General features: G+C 66.5%; 19 protein-coding genes and 1 riboswitch. Of the genes, 11 read left to right on the top strand and 8 right to left on the bottom strand.

All coding sequences use genetic code 11. The features are described 5' to 3' along the window. Positions 1–86 precede the first annotated feature (86 nt). The 4 genes from ACQP2D_RS06880 to ACQP2D_RS06865 all read left to right on the top strand — a co-directional run bounded on the left by ACQP2D_RS06880 (position 87) and on the right by ACQP2D_RS06865 (position 3,897). Positions 87–1,280: an FAD-dependent monooxygenase gene (locus ACQP2D_RS06880; protein ID WP_433682871.1), complete on the top strand. Its 1,194-nt coding sequence runs from the start codon at positions 87–89 to the stop codon at positions 1,278–1,280. A gap of 133 nt (positions 1,281–1,413) precedes the next feature. Next, positions 1,414–2,640 (top strand): PPE domain-containing protein, encoded by a 1,227-nt coding sequence (locus tag ACQP2D_RS06875; RefSeq protein ID WP_433682870.1) that lies wholly within the window; start codon positions 1,414–1,416, stop codon positions 2,638–2,640. Then, positions 2,640–3,377 (top strand): ESX secretion-associated protein EspG, encoded by a 738-nt coding sequence (locus tag ACQP2D_RS06870; RefSeq protein WP_433682869.1) that lies wholly within the window; start codon positions 2,640–2,642, stop codon positions 3,375–3,377. The genes ACQP2D_RS06875 and ACQP2D_RS06870 overlap by 1 nt, the downstream gene beginning before the upstream one ends. 82 nt (positions 3,378–3,459) lie before the next feature. Beyond that, a complete protein-coding gene (locus ACQP2D_RS06865) occupies positions 3,460–3,897 on the top strand; it encodes a hypothetical protein (RefSeq protein WP_433682868.1) in 438 nt (145 codons plus the stop codon). A gap of 100 nt (positions 3,898–3,997) precedes the next feature. Here ACQP2D_RS06865 and ACQP2D_RS06860 read toward each other — a convergent pair whose 3' ends face one another. Continuing rightward, positions 3,998–4,597, bottom strand: coding sequence for a TetR/AcrR family transcriptional regulator (locus tag ACQP2D_RS06860; protein ID WP_433682867.1), 600 nt, complete (start codon positions 4,595–4,597; stop codon positions 3,998–4,000). Between the two features lie 68 nt (positions 4,598–4,665). Between ACQP2D_RS06860 and ACQP2D_RS06855 the strand changes: the two genes are divergently transcribed. After that, positions 4,666–5,415 (top strand): MBL fold metallo-hydrolase, encoded by a 750-nt coding sequence (locus ACQP2D_RS06855; RefSeq protein WP_433682866.1) that lies wholly within the window; start codon positions 4,666–4,668, stop codon positions 5,413–5,415. A 78-nt stretch (positions 5,416–5,493) separates the two neighbouring features. Here the strand turns inward: ACQP2D_RS06855 and ACQP2D_RS06850 are convergent, their stop codons facing one another. From ACQP2D_RS06850 to ACQP2D_RS06840, 3 genes are all read right to left on the bottom strand, one after another. Beyond that, positions 5,494–5,799: a hypothetical protein gene (locus tag ACQP2D_RS06850; RefSeq protein ID WP_433682865.1), complete on the bottom strand. Its 306-nt coding sequence runs from the start codon at positions 5,797–5,799 to the stop codon at positions 5,494–5,496. Positions 5,800–5,991: 192 nt separating this feature from the next. Beyond that, positions 5,992–7,287 (bottom strand): serine hydroxymethyltransferase, encoded by a 1,296-nt coding sequence (glyA, locus tag ACQP2D_RS06845; RefSeq protein ID WP_433685559.1) that lies wholly within the window; start codon positions 7,285–7,287, stop codon positions 5,992–5,994. Between the two features lie 114 nt (positions 7,288–7,401). Continuing rightward, a riboswitch (ZMP/ZTP riboswitch) is annotated at positions 7,402–7,486 on the bottom strand. Positions 7,487–7,535: 49 nt separating this feature from the next. Next, entirely contained in the window at positions 7,536–8,105 is a 570-nt protein-coding gene (locus tag ACQP2D_RS06840) for a TetR/AcrR family transcriptional regulator (protein ID WP_433682864.1), read from the bottom strand. A gap of 166 nt (positions 8,106–8,271) precedes the next feature. Here ACQP2D_RS06840 and ACQP2D_RS06835 point away from each other — a divergent pair, with 166 nt between their 5' ends. After that, positions 8,272–8,748, top strand: a complete 477-nt coding sequence (locus ACQP2D_RS06835; RefSeq protein WP_433685558.1) for a PaaI family thioesterase — start codon at positions 8,272–8,274, stop codon at positions 8,746–8,748. A 31-nt stretch (positions 8,749–8,779) separates the two neighbouring features. Next, positions 8,780–9,229, top strand: a complete 450-nt coding sequence (locus ACQP2D_RS06830; RefSeq protein ID WP_433682863.1) for a nitroreductase family deazaflavin-dependent oxidoreductase — start codon at positions 8,780–8,782, stop codon at positions 9,227–9,229. Between the two features lie 27 nt (positions 9,230–9,256). On the opposite strand, the gene ACQP2D_RS06825 is transcribed toward ACQP2D_RS06830, so the two are convergent. Continuing rightward, the gene (locus ACQP2D_RS06825; protein ID WP_433682862.1) at positions 9,257–10,453 is read right to left on the bottom strand and encodes a DUF885 domain-containing protein; all 1,197 of its coding nucleotides are present in this window, start codon (positions 10,451–10,453) and stop codon (positions 9,257–9,259) included. A 176-nt stretch (positions 10,454–10,629) separates the two neighbouring features. Between ACQP2D_RS06825 and coaA the strand changes: the two genes are divergently transcribed. Next, positions 10,630–11,562, top strand: coding sequence for a type I pantothenate kinase (gene coaA / locus ACQP2D_RS06820; RefSeq protein WP_433682861.1), 933 nt, complete (start codon positions 10,630–10,632; stop codon positions 11,560–11,562). A 32-nt stretch (positions 11,563–11,594) separates the two neighbouring features. Here coaA and ACQP2D_RS06815 read toward each other — a convergent pair whose 3' ends face one another. Both ACQP2D_RS06815 and ACQP2D_RS06810 read right to left on the bottom strand, forming a co-directional pair. Continuing rightward, complete coding sequence (locus tag ACQP2D_RS06815) at positions 11,595–12,173, bottom strand: hypothetical protein (protein WP_433682860.1); 579 nt, start codon at positions 12,171–12,173, stop codon at positions 11,595–11,597. A 178-nt stretch (positions 12,174–12,351) separates the two neighbouring features. Then, positions 12,352–13,140 (bottom strand): isoprenyl transferase, encoded by a 789-nt coding sequence (locus ACQP2D_RS06810; RefSeq protein ID WP_433685557.1) that lies wholly within the window; start codon positions 13,138–13,140, stop codon positions 12,352–12,354. Between the two features lie 307 nt (positions 13,141–13,447). Between ACQP2D_RS06810 and trhA the strand changes: the two genes are divergently transcribed. The 3 genes from trhA to ACQP2D_RS06795 all read left to right on the top strand — a co-directional run bounded on the left by trhA (position 13,448) and on the right by ACQP2D_RS06795 (position 18,075). Then, positions 13,448–14,137 carry a PAQR family membrane homeostasis protein TrhA gene (trhA, locus tag ACQP2D_RS06805; protein WP_433685556.1) on the top strand — a complete coding sequence of 230 codons (690 nt, stop codon included), beginning with the start codon at positions 13,448–13,450 and terminating at the stop codon, positions 14,135–14,137. An 87-nt stretch (positions 14,138–14,224) separates the two neighbouring features. Further along, entirely contained in the window at positions 14,225–16,489 is a 2,265-nt protein-coding gene (locus ACQP2D_RS06800) for an MMPL family transporter (protein ID WP_433682859.1), read from the top strand. After that, positions 16,486–18,075, top strand: coding sequence for an adenylate/guanylate cyclase domain-containing protein (locus ACQP2D_RS06795; RefSeq protein WP_433682858.1), 1,590 nt, complete (start codon positions 16,486–16,488; stop codon positions 18,073–18,075). The genes ACQP2D_RS06800 and ACQP2D_RS06795 overlap by 4 nt, the downstream gene beginning before the upstream one ends. A 121-nt stretch (positions 18,076–18,196) precedes the next feature. On the opposite strand, the gene ACQP2D_RS06790 is transcribed toward ACQP2D_RS06795, so the two are convergent. Further along, complete coding sequence (locus ACQP2D_RS06790) at positions 18,197–18,721, bottom strand: ATPase (RefSeq protein ID WP_433682857.1); 525 nt, start codon at positions 18,719–18,721, stop codon at positions 18,197–18,199. Between the last annotated feature and the right edge of the window lie 104 nt (positions 18,722–18,825).

The following is an 18,825-nucleotide window of genomic DNA, read 5'->3' as shown; positions in this document are numbered from 1 at the left end:
GACAAGTAACTGTGTCTACCATACTCTAATTCGTGTCCTACGGATACAGATTCCGCCGGACGCAGATACCGACATCAGGAGACACCATGCGTAACCAGTCCGTTCTCATCTCCGGCGCGAGCATCGCGGGCCCCGCCCTCGCCTACTGGCTGAACCGCTACGGATTCGAGGTAACCGTGGTCGAGCGCGCGCCGCAGTTGCGGCCCGGCGGTCAGGCCGTCGACTTCACCGGCGAGACGCACCACCGGGTACTCGAGCGGATGGGCATTCTGGACGAGATCTACGCGCACCGAACCGGCACCACCGATATCGCGATCGTCGACGCCGCGGGCGAACAGCAGGCCCTCATCTCCGGGGATTTCACCGGCGGCGATGTGGAGATCCTGCGCGGTGATCTGGCCCGGATCATGTACGAAAAGACCTACCAGGACTGCGAATACGTATTCGGCGACTCGATCAGCGCACTGACCGAGACCGACGACGGTGTGTGGGTCGAATTCGAGAAGGGCGCGCCGCGCTCCTTCGATCTGGTCTTCGGCGCCGACGGAATCCATTCGCGGGTACGGCGTCTGGCGTTCGGGCCGGAGCCGGAATTCGTCAAGCACCTCGGCCATTACTACTGCGTCGCGGGCGCGAGCCCGTGGGCGACCAAGTCCGAGGGCACCCCCGAGCGGATGACCGCCTACGGCTACAACGAGCCGGGCAAATGCGTCATCACCGGCGGCTCGAAGGCCCAGCAGCTCTACATCTTCGCCTCGCCCGAACTCGATTACTCCCGTGACGACACCGAGGCGCAGCGCCGCATCATCAAAGAGACCTTCGCCGACGTCGGCTGGGAGGCGCCGCGCATGCTCGCCGAAATGGCCGAGTTCGACGACTTCTTCCTGGACTCGATCAGCATGGTGCGCAAGATGAAGAGCTACAGCCGGGGCCGGGTCGCGCTGGTCGGCGATTCGGGCTACGGAAACACCCTGGGCGGCTTCGGAACCGGACTCGCGGTGCAGGGCGCCTACATCATCGCCGGAGAACTCGCACTCGCCGACGGCGACTACCCGACGGCCTTCGCACGCTACGACGAGCGCATGCGCTCGCTCACCAAGCTCGCGGATTACAGCAATGCGGGGCGTTTCTTCGCGCCGAAGACCGCGCTCGGCATCAAGTTCCGCAACTGGTTCCTGCACTCGTGGATGTTCGACAAGATGCTGAAAATGACCGAGAACGTCAAGACCATCGAGCTTCCGGACTACCCGGCGCTGGTCGCGGCCGCGGATGCGAACTGACACCGGCACCACCCGACCTTCGGCGGACCGTACGGTCTGGCGCGGCGAGATCGGCTGTGTTTCGATGGAACCGGGGCGGGGTCGGGTGCGTCTATAAGGTCAGACGGCACTGACGGAAGGGGCTGGGTCGGCCATGACAGCACAGACGGACGGCCGCGCGATCACCAATCCCGAGAACGCGCAGAACTTTTCGCACGCGGAGATCAAACAGGCGGCCGACCAGATGAATCCGGACGGACTGGACGGCGCGTTCGACGCCTGGTCGGCCATCGCGACGGCGGTGACCAAGGCGGGTCAGCAGTTCGAAACCGCGATTCAGCAAGCGGTGGAACAGCATTGGGAGGGCGCCGCCGCGGACCGGGCGGTTCGCGCCATCCGGGATTACGCCACACGGGTCGCCGAGCTCGGTGAGTCGCTGGATCAGCAGTCGGCACCGCTGTCGTCGGCCGCGAGTGCGGCGGCGCGGTTCAAGGTGGCGGTGCCGTCGGTGGTGCCGACCTCGAACAATCCGCGTGGGCCCGAACTGCGGAATACGCAGGAGGAACAGGCTCGCGACGATATGAGCACCCTGTACATCCAGCCGTACGGGAATACCGCTCCGACGATTCCGACGCTGCCGCCGCCGGTCGATCCGATCTCCGTGCCGGGGGTGGTGCCCGGAGTCGTTCCCGGGATATCGCCAACCGATACCGGGTCGGGTCGGCCCGGTAAGACGGAGGACTCGGGTAAGACGACCGAGCCGGGGAAAACCGAGGATACGAGCAAAGCGGGGAATCCGAGCAGATCCGAGGACACAGGTAAGACGCAGGAGCCCGCCAAGACGGAGGAGTCCGGTACGGCGGAGGAGCCCGGTAAGACGGCCGACACGGGAAAGACCGAAGCCGTTGCTCCACAATCGGTTTCACCGACGCAGCAGAGCGGTTGGCAGACCACACCCGCTACCACACATACCGCCACGACCACGACCACGCCAACGACGATCGGTGCGCAGCCGACCTCGCCGATCACCGTCACTTCGGCCGGAGTCACGCCGGGCACCGCGAGTCCGAGTCCCTCCGCTACTTCCCCGAATCCCAGCGGCGCATCCGGGAGCGGCGCGACAACACCGAGTCCCGGCAAGTCGGTCCCGGGAACCACCACTCCGGGAGCGGCAACCACACAACCCACAACCGGTACGCCGAGTCGGGTGGGCGCGCCAGGGGCCGCCGGGTACTCCGGGATGTTTCCGCCAGGGGCCCGTGCCCGACGCGGAGAGGACGGCGAGCACAAGGCGGCGGCGTACCTGCGCACCGAGGAGCACGGCGAGGAGCTCATCGGCGAAGTGGAAAAGACCGTACCGCCCGTGCTCGGGGCGCAATGATGACGCAATGGACCTTGTCCGCCGAGCAGTTCGCGGCGGCCTGGTTCGGTACCGGCCTGGATCGCATGCCCTTTCCGTTTCGCTTCACCAGCCGTTTCCCCGGACTCCACGAATATCGTGCCTACCAGCGAAAATTCCTGGCTGAACTGGCTCATGCCGACCACGCGCCGCTACAGCGCGCCCTGCAGGTGCTCGCCCGACCCGAGTGGCGCATCGAACTGTTCGGCATCGATAACACGCGCGGCGCGGTCGAGATGCGCGCCATCGGCTGCGCCACCCGCAGCGGACCCGGCGTCATTGCCCTGCAGGCCCCCGCACCGGACGGCGGCCGGGTGCGGCTGCGCCGCGTCCGCGCCGACCAGCTCGCCACCGAACTGATCCGCCTGCTCCCCGATCCGACACCCGGCACCGCGGCCGAAAAAAGCTACCTCCTGGACGATCTCAACGACGACCGCCCCGACCTCTTCGGCAACGCCCCCGCCCGCGCCATCCAAGACCGCTACCGCCGCTTCTGGCGCCAACCCTGCGATACCAGCGGCATCGCGACCGTCCTGGTCGGTGCCCGCAATGCCGAGCCATTGCGCACCGGCAAAATCCGGTGGATCGACACCGGGGACGGCCGCTACTGCGAGGTCCCCGCCAACCGCGCCCTGATGATTCGCCCAGCCAGCAGCGCCGACATCACGCGGTATCTCGACGAGTCCATCGTCCGCGCGAAAGCCCGCATGGACCAATAGGATCCGCGTGCCCGATGGCCCGCACCGCGGTGGGAATACCCATGTGGTTCATGGCAAGTTGGGCGCTCGATAGGTTTATGGGATGACAACCGCCGAGGAAATCGAATCCTATCTAGTCGAGTATCAGGAGGCGTTGAGCGCGTTCGACGCGCAGCGTTCGGTCGCGCAGTGGGGTGCGCCGGGAACCATGGTCACCGACGCTTTCGTGGGATCCGTCGCCACCACCGCCGAGATGGCGAAGGGCCTCGAGCAGTCCTATCCGCTCTATCAGGCGCTCGGCCTGGCCAGCGTCGATCACACAGTGCTCGAGCATGTCGATCTCACCGACCGCATCACCCGCCTGCATGTCCGCTGGCACTTCTACGACGTCGAAGGCAATCTGCTGACCGACAGCGATTACGAATACCTGCTGCGCCGCGATGACGATGGCCAGCTGCGCGCCTATGTCGCGGTCGCCATCGACGAGATGGAGAAGATCGCGAAGTTGGCCGCCGCCAAGGGCATTCAACTGCCATCCTGAATTCGTCGAACCGAATCCAGGACCGATGACAACACGCCCGCCACGGAATCGCGGCGGGCGGGCATTGCCCGGACCTGTTCCGTCCCAGCTGCTTCGATGGCTACTTTCGAGCGGCAGCCAGATGGGCCGCCACCAGTGTGTCGATGAGAACATCCAGGTCGAGCCAAGGAAAGCTGGGCCGGTCTTGACGCAGGGTGATCAGGCCGTGCATGGCGGCCCAGAGGCAGCTGGCGGTGGCGGTCGGGTCGACGCTGCCACATGCCTCGGCCGTATCGGCCAGTAGGCGGAACAGCGGTAGGCCGGGCATCTGGGCATCGGTGGGTTCCCATCCCGGGGTGCCCGCCGTGCCGAACAGCACCCGATAGTGGCCCGGATTCCGCAGGCCGTATTCGCAATAGGCGCGGCATATTTCGGTGAGGCGGGTGGGGCCGTCCGCCGACGACGCGGCCGACAGCGCGGCGCGCAGTTCGGCGAATCGGACCTCGTATACCGCGGTCAGCAGTTCCCGCCGATCGGCGAAGTGCAGGTACACACTCTGCGGCGCGATACCCGCGGCCCGCGCGACCGCGCGCAGCGATAGCGATTCCTGGCCGTCCAATGTTTCCAGCAGGCGACTCGCCGCCGCCACCAGTTCCGCGCGCAGACGCCCGCCCGCGCCGCGGGGGTTGCGATCCCTAACGGTGCTCTTCTTCGCCGTCACCTTGACAGGCTAACAAGACGGGTGTCAACTGACAACGTAAGCAGACACCCGTCTTGTTAGGAAACGCCATGTCCGTCACCGCGACTCGTGTCGTCCACGCCAGCGTGCTGCTCGATTTCGGCGGCGCCCGCATCCTCACCGATCCGTGGCTGTCCGAACGCCGCTTCTACTACCAGGGCGAGCCGCGCAGCATCGCCACCGCCGCCGACCTCCCGGAACTGGCCGGCATCGCGATCAGCCACGCCCACTACGACCACTGCGACCTGGGCGCGCTACAGAGTTACCCGGACAAGAATGTGCCGTTCGCCGTCGTGCGCGGCCTCGCGAAACGGGTGCGGGCGGCCGGATTTCGCAATGTCGTCGAGTTGGATCCCTGGCAGACAACACATCTCGGCCCTGTCGAGGTGACCGCAACGCCTGCTGGTCACGGCATACCCGAGGTCACCTTCGTACTGCGCGCCGACGGCCACACCGTCTTCTTCGGCGCCGATACCCTCCGCATCGCCGAACTCGACGAAATCGCGAACCGCTTCAAGGAATTGGATCTGGCCCTGCTCCCCATCAATGGCCTGCGTATCCGCCCGGCGTTCAATCACCAGGTTGTGATGGATGCCGCCGAGGCCGCCGATCTGACGCGCGCGCTGCGCCCCCGCCTCGCCGTCCCCATCCACTACGCGTTCAGCAGCGGCCCACTCGGCGACCGGCTGATGACCAAAGCCACGCGCAACCGCCCCGACCTCTACCGCGACGCCAGCGCAGACGTCGCCCCAGATACGACCGTGCACATTCTCGACCCCGGCCGCACGCTAACTCTGTAGCACTGAATCAGCGTCGGCTGCGCCAACGGAGTTCACGAAGCCGACGCGGCCGGGAACCAGCGCTCTCGAGGGCCTGGTCTACCCGGGGAAGTTGGAGACGTATGCGCCGGTGGCCGAGAAACCTTCCACCACGTCGCCACCGAGGCAGGTGATCCGCTCGGTGGAGTGCGGCTGGAGTGACTGGGTCAGTGCGTTCAACTCACCATCGCAATATCCGTAGCCGGTCACGCGGTACACCTCATCGGTGTCGTTGTCGCACAGGTCGGCACTGCAACTGACGCCCGGCGCTACCTCCTTGGCGCTTGCCACCGGAGCACCGACCCCGAGCATCGCCGCCGCGAACACCGCGATACCCACACCGAATACGTACTGACGCTTCACCATTCAACCCCATTGCCGGATATTCACCGACAAAGGTAAGCGCAATCCGCCCTTGACACAACTGCTGCGACATACGTCCCCGCGACCGGGCACGCACCGAACGAATTCGCCTGGAAACCCGGTCAGCGCGCACACAACCGCAGGTTTGCTATTGGCGCGGAGCCGAATTCCCAGGCGAGTCGAAACGAACTGTGATCAGCCGAGCAGACGCCAGTCCTCGAGACCGTTGTAGAGCGGCAGCTCCCGCGCCAGCTTGCTGACCCGGGCGCGCAGCGCGTCGACATCGGCACCACCCGCGAGCGCGGTGGCGATGATGTCGGCGACCTCGGTGAACTCGGCATCGCCGAAGCCACGGGTGGCCAGCGCGGCGGTGCCGATGCGCAGGCCCGAGGTGACCATCGGCGGACGCGGGTCGAACGGAACGGCATTGCGGTTCACGGTGATTCCGATTTCGTGCAGCAGATCCTCACCCTGCTGGCCATCGAGTTCGGAGTTGCGCAGGTCGACGAGCACCAGATGGACGTCGGTGCCGCCGGTGAGGACGCTGATGCCCTTGTCCTTGACATCGGCGCCGCCGAGCCGCTCGGCCAGGATCTTCGCACCGGACAGGGTGCGCTCCTGACGCTCCTTGAATTCGGCACTCGCGGCGATCTTGAACGCCACGGCCTTGGCGGCGATCACATGCATGAGCGGGCCGCCCTGCTGCCCCGGGAATACCGAGCTGTTCAGCTTCTTGGCGTACTCCTGCTTGGCCAGGATCAGGCCGGAGCGTGGACCGCCGAGGGTCTTGTGCACGGTGGAGGACACCACATCGGCGTAGGGCACCGGCGAGGGATGCAGACCGGCGGCGACCAGACCGGCGAAGTGGGCCATATCGACCCACAGCTTGGCGCCGACCTCGTCGGCGATCTCCCGGAACGCGGCGAAGTCCTGGTGCCGCGGGTAGGCCGACCAGCCCGCGACGATCACCTTCGGACGTGCGGCGAGCGCGGTCTTGCGCAGCTCCTCCATATCGATGCGGTGGTCTTCCTTGCTGACCCCGTAGGAGTGCACTTCGTAGAGCTTGCCGGAGAAGTTCAGGCGCATGCCGTGGGTGAGGTGACCGCCGTGCGCGAGGTCGAGGCCGAGCAGCCGGTCGCCCGGCTCCATCAGCGCCATCAGCACCGCGGCGTTGGCCTGTGCGCCGGAATGCGGCTGCACATTGGCGAATTCGGCGCCGAAGAGTTCCTTGGCGCGGTCGCGGGCGAGGGTCTCGACGACGTCGACGTGCTCGCAGCCACCGTAGTAGCGGCGGCCCGGATAGCCCTCGGCGTATTTATTGGTGAGCACGCTGCCCTGCGCCTGCAGCACCGCGCGCGGCACGAAGTTCTCCGAGGCGATCATCTCGAGGGTGTCGCGTTCGCGGGCGAGTTCGCCTGCCATCGCGGCCGCGACCTCGGGATCGAGCTCACCGAGAGATTGGGTATTGACAGAGGCGGTCGTCTGCGTCACCTGATCGAGTCTATTGGCCGTCCGCGCCGCGTCGATCAGGGGGTTCTGTGTCTCGGTGTGCATCGCAACCTCCGTGGTCCGGATGCCCCGGGGTGCGCACCCCGAAGCCCTTGAGCCCGGCACCCAGGCGCGCGGTGCGGGGCGAGGGTGCTTCCCGGTGGTTGCTTCCACCTCGAGTGCGCCAGTCGCGTCCGACCATCTTATCCGTGGGTACGCGACGTGCCGATACGCCTCTGCCGGCCCGCGCGTCAGGCATCGGGCACGGCGGACCGCAACAGCGCGGTGAGGTGGATCTGCGCGTCGTCGAGGGGCCGAGTGGATTTCAGCGCCCGGGATTGAATGATGGCACCCTCCAGTGCGCTGATCACGAATCCGGCCAGTGACCGCGCCTGCTCGACCGATAGACCGTTATCGCACAATGCGCTCGCGAGCCGGTCGGTCCAGTCGGTGAAGGCGGCGCCCGCCGCCGCCTGCACACCCGGTTCGGATTCGGCGAGGGCGGCACCGACGATGGGGCAGCCCGTGCTGAACGAGCTGCGCGTGAGGGCGCGCTGCCACCAGTCGGTGAGCGCGCTCGCCCATTGCGCGGGCGCGCCCTTCGCGGTGACCTTGTCCATCACGACGGCCAGGCGCGCGCCCGCCGTCTTGGTCGCGACCTCGACCAGTTGGCTCTTACCGGATGGAAAGTGCTGGTAGAGCGAATTCCGGGAGGCACTGCTGCGCTCGAGCAGGGCGGCGAGCCCGGCGGCGTGCACACCCTGCTCGCGAACCAGCTCGATGGCGCTTTCGATCAGTCGGTCGCGCGGGCCCGCGGTCATCGGCGTCCTCCCTGGGCTGTGCTCATTGTTCGCGCACTCATGGTTGCGTGAACCGATCGGTTCATGCTCCAATCATGACAGATGTGGACCGATCGGTTCATCGAAAGGACGGGATTTTATGAGCGAGCGCAGCGAGCGAACATCCAACACAGCCACATCGGTGGTCATGACGGAGCCGAGCGCTGGCGAGGCGCAGTCATGGGCACCGACCGACCTGGCCCAGCTGTCCGGACTCGAACTGCTGCGCACCGCGATGACGGCGCAAGGGCGGCCGCCGTTCATCGGCGATCTGCTCGGCATGGAGATCGAGCAGCTCGAGCACGGCGAGGTGGTCTTCGGGCTGCGGACCCGCCCGGATTTCGCCAATCCGCTCGGCACCACGCACGGCGGCATCTGCGCGACCCTGCTCGATTCGGTCATGGGCTGCGCCGTGCACACCACCCTGGACGCCGGCGTCGGCTACACCACGCTGGAACTGAAGATCAACTACATCCGCGCGGTGCCGACCGCCGGCAGTCGCCTGATCGCGACCGGGACCACCATCCACGTCGGCCGCACCACCGCCACCGCCGAAGGCCGAATCGTCGACGACCAGGACCGTCTGGTCGCACACGGCACCACCACCTGCGTCATCTTCCGCTGAGCGGACCCGCAGGCCGACGAAGGAGAACACCATGAGTGAGCGCAGCACCGCAGCGACCGTGCGCAAGTTCCGGCGCGAACGCCTCATCGGCCGCTATTTCGTCAATCCCGCTGTCGGACTGCTGGATCGGATCGGCATCCGCTCCGCGTTGCTCGCCGAACTGGAGACCACCGGCGCGAAATCCGGTCAGCCACGCCGCGTTCCGGTGACCGTTTCGATCGACGACGAGGGCGCCTGGCTCATCTCCCAGCACGGCCACCGCGCGGGCTGGGCCCGCAATATCGCCGCGAACCCGCAGGTCCGGCTGCGTCACGGCGAGCGCTGGTACACCGGCACCGCCGCCTTCGTCCCCGATGACAACGTGGTCGCCCGGGCACGCAGCTTCGCCAAGGGCCGCATCCCCGCCCAAGCCACGGCATGGACGATCAAAGCACTGGAATCGGATCCGATTTCGGTGCGCATCACATTCACCACGGCGTAGGTCGCCACAGCTGAGCGGGTATCGGGCTCATCTGGCGCGCAGACCGCCGGGGGTGAGGGGTTCGTCGAGGAGGCGGCGGAAGCGGTCGGCGCGATCGTCGGCGTCGGCCGCGCGGTCCAGCCAGCCGCCGAGCAGGCGGTAGCCCTCGACATAGGTGCTGATGTAGGCGCGCCACAGCGGTGAGGACAGGAAGCGCAGGGACTGGCGGGCGCGTTCGGGGGTGGTCAGGTTCCAGCGCTGCAGGAATCCGGCGACCTCGTCGGCATCGCGGTGCTGATCGTGCAGCAGCAGTGCGGCGTCCTGCCTGACCCCGAGCAATTTGGCCGATGCGTTCGAAAGCTGTTCCGCGCGTTCACCTTCGAAGCGCAGCCCCAGATCGGCGTAGATCTCCTGCGCCCATTTACCCCAGCCGGGTCCGACGATCGAGCGCAGCGCCAGATCCGCCAGCCCCTCCGCCATCAGACACTGCGGGGTGTTCACCAGGAACAGCGTCTGCTCGGCCTGCCCATTTTCGACCAGCCCGGCCTCCTTGCGGCAGTGCTCGGTGTGATGTCCGGGATAGGACTCGTGCGCGATGAGGGTGGGCAGATGCGCCATATGCTGTTTGAGGTCGGAGTTGATCGCCACCCTGGAGTGGTAGTTGCCCAGGTAGTAGTTGAAGCCGGACCAGGGCTTGTCCCCGACCACCTCATAGGTGACGTGCTCGTGGTCGGGCAGCGGATAACGCTCGCGCACCAGTTCCCGCAGCGCACCCGAGAATGCCTCGACGCAGACGTGCAACCGCTCCGGCGGAATCTCATCGGCCTTGCGGAACGCCGTCATCCGCTCGGCGAGCGGACCGTCGCCGGTCAGCACCTCGTCCATCTGCCGGTGCGCATCGCGATAGTCCTCGACATCCCCCGGTGCGATCTCGACATCGAAGTACGCCCGCACCTCGTCGACGAAGCCGATATCGTCCCCGGCGAACTTGCGTCCCGAACATTCCAGCGCCCGCAGGTGCACATCGAGGAATTCCGTCCGCTCCGGTGCCAACCCGGCGGCGGGCAGTGCCGCACGCAGTGCCGCGGCCCGCCTGGCCAGCTCGCGCGGCTGCGGTGCCGGCGCGTTCTCGACCTCGCGACGCAACGCCGGATCGCCGGTATACGCGTCGACGAACCCTTCCTCCAGCCGGTCGAATGCCAAGCCGAGTCGCAGGTACTCGGTCACGAGGGGATGCGCTTCCATGCCCGCCGACATTAGCCGCAATGGGCCTGCGTATCGACCGGTTACCACCCGGTAGGGCACCCCGCGTTTCACACGATGTTGACGCAGAGCAGAATTCGGCTATGCGAGAGCTGGACCGAATCTCATACCGTCGGCGCATCACGTATGCGTGTTTGCCGGAACGGAGTGTCGGGTAAGTGGCACGAATGAGCGAGCCGAGTCCCTATGTGGAATTCGACCGGAAACAGTGGCGCACCCTGCGTAAGTCGACTCCGCTGGTACTCACCGAGGAAGAACTGATCGGACTTCGCGGCCTCGGCGAACAGATCGATCTGGAAGAGGTCGCCGAGGTCTATCTCCCGCTCGCTCGTCTCATCCATCTGCAGGTCGCCGCACGTCAACGGCTGTTCGCGGCGACCGCGACCTTTCTCGGGGAGAAGCATCCCGATCAACAGGTGCCATTCGTGATCGGTGTCGCGGGCAGTGTCGCGGTCGGAAAATCCACCACGGCTCGCGTACTGCAGGCCTTGCTCGCGCGGTGGGATCACCATCCGCGTGTGGATTTGGTCACAACCGACGGATTCCTTTATCCGACCGCGGAACTGACCCGGCGCGGCATCATGCACCGCAAGGGATTTCCGGAAAGTTACGACCGGCGAAAACTGCTGCGCTTCGTCACCGAGGTGAAATCCGGTGCGGCCGAAGTATGTGCGCCGGTGTATTCGCATATCTCCTATGACATCGTGCCGGGCAAGTTCCACTGCGTGACTCAGCCCGACATTCTCATCGTGGAGGGTCTCAATGTGCTGCAGACCGGTCCGCGGTTGATGGTCTCGGACCTATTCGACTTCTCGATCTACGTCGACGCGCGCATCGAGGACATCGAAAAGTGGTATGTGCAAAGGTTTCTCACCCTGCGCCAGACCGCCTTCGCCGATCCGAACGCGCATTTCCACCACTACGCCGGTTTCACCGATGACCAGGCGACGGCCGCCGCACAGGAGATCTGGAACAACACCAACCGGCCCAACCTGGTGGATAACATCCTGCCCACCCGTCCGCGCGCCACGCTGGTGTTGCGCAAGGATGCCGACCACACCATCAACCGGCTGCGGCTGCGCAAGCTCTAGCCGCGGCGAACGCTTGCGGCCGCTCGAGGAGACTACAGCTTCCAGGCCGCGTCCAGCCGAGCCGCGACATCGATATCCCGGACCGCCGCGATATGCGGTTTGCGGATTTCGGTGGCGATATAGCGCGCCACGAACCGCCGGATCTCGTGGTCGACGCTGGCCAGGATGCGCAGCAGCTGCCCGCGCTTGGTGGCGGTGGCCACATTGATGCGGACATCGCTCGGGCGGGGCTCGGCGATATCGATGACGACCCGCAGTGGTTCGGCGGTGCGCACGGCCAAGTGCAGGTGGACATTGCCGTGGACGTGGAAGCGATGCCGGTCCACGGCGAGATCGAGCAGCAGATCGACATCGAGCGGGATGATCAGCTCGAAGGAGATGATGTCGTCGACATGCCGATGCAGCTTCGGCTCGCCGAGTCGCACCTGCGCGGCGACCTTGGCCAGCTTGCCCGGCCCGACGCCGATCGGCCCGAAATCGAAGGCGGCCCCGGTCAACTGGGCGAATGCGCCGGAAATGCGCTGCTCGGAGGCCGCGTACTCCAGGAACCGCCGACCGAACTGCTCATAGTCGATGTAAGGCGTCAGCCCATCCCCCCACGGCGGGTTCACTTTTCGTCCTCAGCTGAGGTCGCCGACCCAACCACAGCGGAGCGAGTCTTACGAGCGACGTTCGCGGCCCGTCTCGCGTCCGAGTCGTCGAAGCGTATGCGACGAAGTCGCGAGTCTCGACGGCTCGGACGCGAGACACCAGGGGGCCGCGAACACGCGGCGCCGCAGGCGCCACAAATCAAACACCGAAACGGCGATGTCGGGCGGCGTAGTCGCGCAATGCGCGCAGGAAGTCCACCCGGCGGAATTCCGGCCAGTACGCCTCGGTGAACCATATTTCCGAGTATGCGCTCTGCCACAGTAGGAATCCGGAAAGTCGCTGCTCACCGGAGGTTCGGATGACCAGATCGGGATCCGGCTGGCCGGAGGTGTAGAGGTGCTGGCCGATGGAGTTCACGGTGATCGACTGGACCAGATCCTCGCCGGTCTCCCCCGCGGCCATCTCCTGGCGGACCAGTTTGCGGACCGCGTCCGCGATCTCCTGCCGACCGCCGTAGCCGACCGCCACGTTCACGTGTACGCCATCGCGTCCGCTGGTGCGCTCGGCCGCGGTGCGCAGTCGCTTGGCGACCAGTTCCGGAAAGCCGTCCAGCGAACCGACGATGCGCACGCTCCAGTTCTGCTCCGGTGCGGACAGCTCCTCGACGACATCGGTGATCACCTCGAACAGCGTCTCCAGTTCGTCCGGATCGCGCTGCAGGTTCTCGGTGGAGAGCAGGTAGACGGTCACCATCTCGATGCCCTCGTCCGCGCACCAGCCGACGAGTTCGGCGATCTTCAGCGCGCCGACCCGGTGCCCGTGGCTCACATCGGTGAAGCCGTTCTCTCTCGCCCAGCGCCGATTACCATCACACATCACCGCGACGTGCCGGGGATGTTGTTTGCCCGCCAGCTGCTTGGACAGCCGGGCCTCGTAGATGCGGTAGGGCAAACCACGCACCTGACTCGGAAGCTCCACGGCGACCAACCCTACGCCCAACCGCTTCGATCCCGGCACCGGCTGTGTCGGATTCGCGGCGTTCGCGGTGCGCTCCATCGTTACGCCGCGCTACCACCTCTGGACCCGTCATTCCCGCCGCCGTGTTGGATTCGCCGCGTTCCCGGCGCCCTCCGTGAGCGCGCATTCCCTGCGGCGTATCGCCTCGACGGCCCGCACCAGATGCCTTCTGGCCCTCGCCCGCACCGCGGGTGACCCGGTACAGTGGCCGATGACCCACAACTTACGGCACCGTAGGTTACCGGCGGGTATTTCTAGGAGGTAGCTCGTGTCCGAAATGATCGGCACAGCCGATGCGATACCCGACATGATCACGCACACGGCTATACCGACAAAACCGCGCATGCGCGGCTGGATCCACACCTGGGCGGTCGGCATCGCGGCAATCGCGGGGCTCGTCCTGGTGGCCACGGCCGCGACGATTTCGGCGACGGCAGGCTGGTCCACCCTGGTCTACGGGCTCACGGTCTGTGGACTGTTCGGCATCAGCGCCGTCTACCACCGGGTGACCTGGGCAACCGCAAATGCGCGCGTTCAGATGAAGCGCGCCGACCATTCGATGATCTTCCTGTTCATCGCGGGCAGCTATACCCCGTTCGCACTGCTCGGGCTGCCGGGACGGACCGGGCAGACGCTGCTGCTGGTGGTCTGGCTCGGCGCGTTGGCCGGTGTGGCGTTGAAACTGCTGTGGCCCACCGCACCCCGCTGGGTCGGGGTGCCGCTGTATCTGCTGCTGGGCTGGGCGATCGTGCCGGTCGCCGGAGAGCTGAACACGAATATCGGCATCGCTCCACTGATCCTGCTGCTCATCGGCGGTCTGGTCTACAGCGGCGGCGCGATCCTCTACGCGACCAAATGGCCCAACCCCTGGCCCACTGTCTTCGGCCATCACGAGTTCTTCCATGCCGCGACGGTCCTCGCCGCACTGTGCCACTACGCCGCGATCTGGCTGGTCGTACTGCGCTGAGCCGCCCCCGGGACCATCGTGGGTGTGCCGAATTGCCCATTGCGGCAATAGAGTTGGGGACGAGGGACGGATAGACGGCGGGGCAATATGGCACAGCGGACGATCGAGACCGGCAGACGGCACACGGACAGCGATCGGAGGATCGGCTACCGCTGGGGCGTCGCGATGGCACAGCACCGGCGCATCGTCGTCACGCTCTGGCTGATACTCATCGCCGCGTGCGCGGTCGCCTACCCACAGCTCAACGGCCGCCTCGAGGCCATGGAATTCCACGCCGACCGGGCGGATTCGACACGGATCACCGAACTGCTCGCCGCGCACTATCCCGATCTGGGCGCCGAACAGCTGGCGCTGGTCTTCGATTCGCGCGAGCGGACCGTCGACGATCCGGCCTACCGGGCCATCGTGGAGCCAGCGGTCGCGGAGCTGCGCGGTGTGCCGGGGGTGCGGATCGCGGTCGGGCCGTTCCAGGGTGATCAGAAGTCGCAGATCTCGGCGAACAGACATGCGGCGATGGCGGTCATCGGGATCGATGGCGCGATTCCGGCGCGCGCGCAGTTGGCCGGTGAACTGCAGGAACGCGCGGGCCACTATTCCGGTGACGGAGTGAGCGTCGGCATCACCGGATTCTCGCCGGTATTGCACGATCTGATGCAGATCGAGGTGGCCGATTCCGGCCAGGCCGAGGCACTCGGCCTACCGGTGGCATTCGTGCTGCTCATCCTCGCGCTCGGCACGGTGGTCGCCGCACTGGTGCCGGTGATGGTCGCGGTGAGCGGGCTACTGCTCGCATTCGGCGGACTGTTTCTGCTGTCGCATGTGATGGGCACGAGTTCGCTACTGCTTGCCGTCGCGACCATGATCGGCACCGGTATCGGACTGGACTATGCGATGTTCGTGGTCAGTCGCTTTCGGGAGGAGTTGGCGAAGCCCGGCGGCAGTTCCCCGGCCGGTGTCGCCCATGCCTGCGGGATCGCCATCGCCACGGCCGGCAAGACCATCGTCGCCTCGGGCTTCATCGTGATGATCTCGCTGTGCTCGCTGGTCGTGGTGCGGGCGCCGGTGTTCCGGGGTATCGCGGTCGGCGTCGCGATCGCGGTGGTCGCCACGCTGGCGGTGGCATTGACACTGCTGCCAGCGGTACTGGCGATGCTCGGGACGCGGGTCAATCGCGGTGCGCTGCCCGCGCGGTGGCAGCCGCTGGAGACCCGACCGGGCGCCGAGGCCACCGATCCGACGAGCGGACGGTGGGCGCGCTGGAGCCGGATCGTCATGGCTCGACCCGCGGTGTTCGGTATCGCGGCCACCGTGGTGCTGCTCCTGGCGGCCGCACCGCTGGCCGGCGTGCGCTACGGGATGGATATGGGCACCGCGGCGATGACCGAGACCGCCTCCGGCAAGGCGGGCAAGGTCGCCTCGGAGAATTTCGCGCCCGGACTGCTCGCACCGATCACGCTGGTCGCGACCGGTCCCGGCGATTCCCCACTGAGTTCCACCTCGGCCACCGCGGTACAGGACTACCTGTCCGCGCTCCGCTCGGACCCGCGCATCGAACAGGTGCTGCCGATCCAACGCGACGGACGGATCTTCGCCATGGTGGTGGCGAAGACGTCATTCGATTCCACCGACGCCGATCGACTCGTCCGGGAGATCCGCGACCGGGCCGCCGTATTGCCCGCGGCGCAGGTCCTGGTCGGCGGCGTGACGGCCGAGTTCGCCGATATGTCCGATGAGATCACCGGGAAACTGCCACTGGTGATCGCACTGGTTCTATGCTGCTCGTTCGTGTTCCTCATCGCCGCCTTCCGCAGCATCGCGCTGCCGATCAAGGCAATCGTGATGAATCTGCTGGCCACCGGCGCGGCCCTGGGCATCACTGTCGCGGTGTTCCAGTGGGGCATCGGCGAGTCGCTGCTCGACTTCCACAGCACCGGATTCATCCAGGTATTCCTGCCGACCATGGTGTTCGCCATCCTGTTCGGGTTGTCGATGGACTATGAGGTGTTCCTGATCCGGCGGGTCAAGGAGTTCTGGGAGGGTTCCGCGCGCACCGCGGCCGATAACGAGTACGCGGTGGCGGCGGGACTGCAGCACACCGCCCGCCCGATCAGTGCGGCGGCGGCCATCATGGTGGCGATCTTCGGCAGCTTCCTCACCGCGAGCGTGCTCGAGCTGAAACAGATCGGGCTCGCGCTGGCGGTGGCCGTCGCGATCGATGCGGCATTGGTGCGGTTGGTGCTGGTGCCCGCGCTGATGAAGATGTTCGGGACCTGGAATTGGTGGCTGCCGGGTTCGACGCGAGCGGGCGTGCCGGTGCGGGTTACGGTGCGTGCGGACGCAGAGGCACCGTGATCACCAAGCTCGTCATCTGGGCGCTGAAGGCGCGATGGGGTTTGGCGGCGGTGGTGATCACCGCGAATCTCAGCGGGCTCGCGGTGATCGTCACCGAGCTGTGGCTCAGTGGATTTCTCGGCCGGATCGGCGACGACTGGCACCGCATCATCGGACTGGTGTCGATCTATCCGGTGGTGGGTTTTCTGGTCGGGGTCGGGCTCGCCGTGCGCGATCGCACCGTCTACTTCGCCTGGCTCGATGACGGCCGCAAGCCGACGGTCGACGAGGCCCAGCGACTGCTGCGCCTGCCGATCGCCATCACCATCCGAGCGCTGGCCATCTGGCTGCCCGGTGTGATCGTCGCGGCCTCGATGTTCTCCCATCTCACCGCGCACAACAGCGCGGCGGTGACGGCGGCGCTGTTCACCCTCGGCGCCCTCGAATCCGCCGGATTCACCTTCCTGATCGTCGACCGGCTGATCCGCCCGACCATCCCGGTGGTGGCGGGGGTCCTCGGCGGCACGATGCACTGGAGTTCCTCGGTGCTCGTCCGGGTCGTCATGACCTGGGCGGTGGCGGGTGCCATGCCGCTGCTCATGCTGATCGTGGTGCTCGCCGATCCGGCCTCCGGTGCGCCGAACCGCATCCGCACCGCCATCTACCTCTCCGGAGTCGGATTCGGTGTCGGCGCACTGGCCACCGCCTTCCTGGCCCGTTCGGTGGCCACGCCGATGCGCACACTGCGCCGGGCGCTGGACCTGATCACCAAGGGCGAGTTGGATGTCCGGGTACCGGTCGGCAGTACCAGCGAGATCGGGCGGCTGGAGCATTCGGTCAACGAACTCGCCGCCAACCTGCGCGAGCGTGAGCGGATGCGGGATGTATTCGGCCGCCATGTCGGCGCCGAGGTCGCCGAGCGGGCGCTGGCCGGCGGATTCGATCTGACCGGCGACGTACGCGAGGTGTCGGCGCTGTTCGTCGACGTCACCGGATCCGTCGAACTGTCCAGCGGTCTGCGTCCGCAGGAGTTCGTCGCCAAGCTCAATCGACTGCTCGCGATCGTCGTCGCGGCGACCGAGGAGAACAACGGTCTGGTCAACAAGTTCGAGGGTGATGCGGCACTGTGCATCTTCGGCGCACCGATCGCCTTGCCGGACAATGCGACACCGGCGCTGCGGGCAGCCAGGCGCATCCGGGACGAGGTCATCGCCACCGGCGAACTCGATATCGGTATCGGTGTGGCGCGCGGACCGGTGTTCGCCGGTGATGTCGGCTCCGATACCCGCTTGGAGTACACGGTGATCGGCGATGCGGTCAATGAGGCGGCCCGGTTGACCACCGAGGCGAAAGAGGTGCCGCGCCGAATTCTGGTGAGCGGCGCGGTCACCGAGGCCGCGGCCGCGCACGAGCGCGCCAAATGGACTCTCTACGACCATATTCTGCTGCGCGGCATGCCCGAGCCCACCGCCTGCTGGACCGATGTCGAGACCGCCGAGACATCCGGTGGCACGGCGCCCGACACCGCCCCGGCCGATGACCGGACCGCCGTCAGCGCGATCACCGAAGTGCGCACCGCGGCGACCGAATCTCCGTCCCAGAATTGAGTTGGTGTTCCTCGTACCGCACGAATGCGATACGAGGTCGATCTTGCCCTTCCTCGTCGGTGAGCTCACCAAGAAACCTTGTGCGCCAACCGCTTTCGACGAGTCACCCCTACCGCTGAGATCAGGGCAACCAGCGGGTCAGGCCGACGACCTCCGCCGCGATATCCGATACTCGGCGGCCATCGGTGCCGACCCGATGCACCCAGTCCGGGGCCTCGGCATCCAGCTTCGCGGCCGTCACCTTGCCGCGCTCGATGTGCTCGTCCAGTGCGGTGCCGATCTCCCGACCCGCGAGCCGCTCGGCCGCCGCCGCATCCGCACAGGTCAACAGGACCGCGGTGATCTCGGGCTGTTCCCCCAATGCCGCGACGAGCTCGCCGAGCACATTCTCGAAGACACTGGCGGTGTTCGTGTACACGATCCGCCGATATCCGAGCGCACGGTAATTCGCCCACATCGCAGCGAGATTCCGCTCCGCGAGTCCGTGCTCCCACGGCGCCGGATAGGCCTGATCCAGATTGTCGCCCTCGATCAAACAGTGCCGCACCCGCGCTGCCGAAAGCCGCGCGTGCACCTCGAAAGCCACGGTCGTCTTCCCGACCCCGGCCCTACCGCCGATGAAAAGTGCCTGACTGCGCACGGTCACCCAACCACTGTGCCGCATCGGCCACGGTGCCGGGCCCGACCGTGCCGACCGCGACCCGCCGGGAACTGTCAGCGGGATTACGGCGCTCGCATCACGGCATCTTC

The organism is Nocardia sp. CA-119907, from assembly GCF_050955995.1.
GTDB lineage: Bacteria > Actinomycetota > Actinomycetes > Mycobacteriales > Mycobacteriaceae > Nocardia.
The sequence above is the reverse complement of the archived record's forward strand: the minus strand, read 5'-3'. Positions and strand labels throughout refer to the sequence as shown.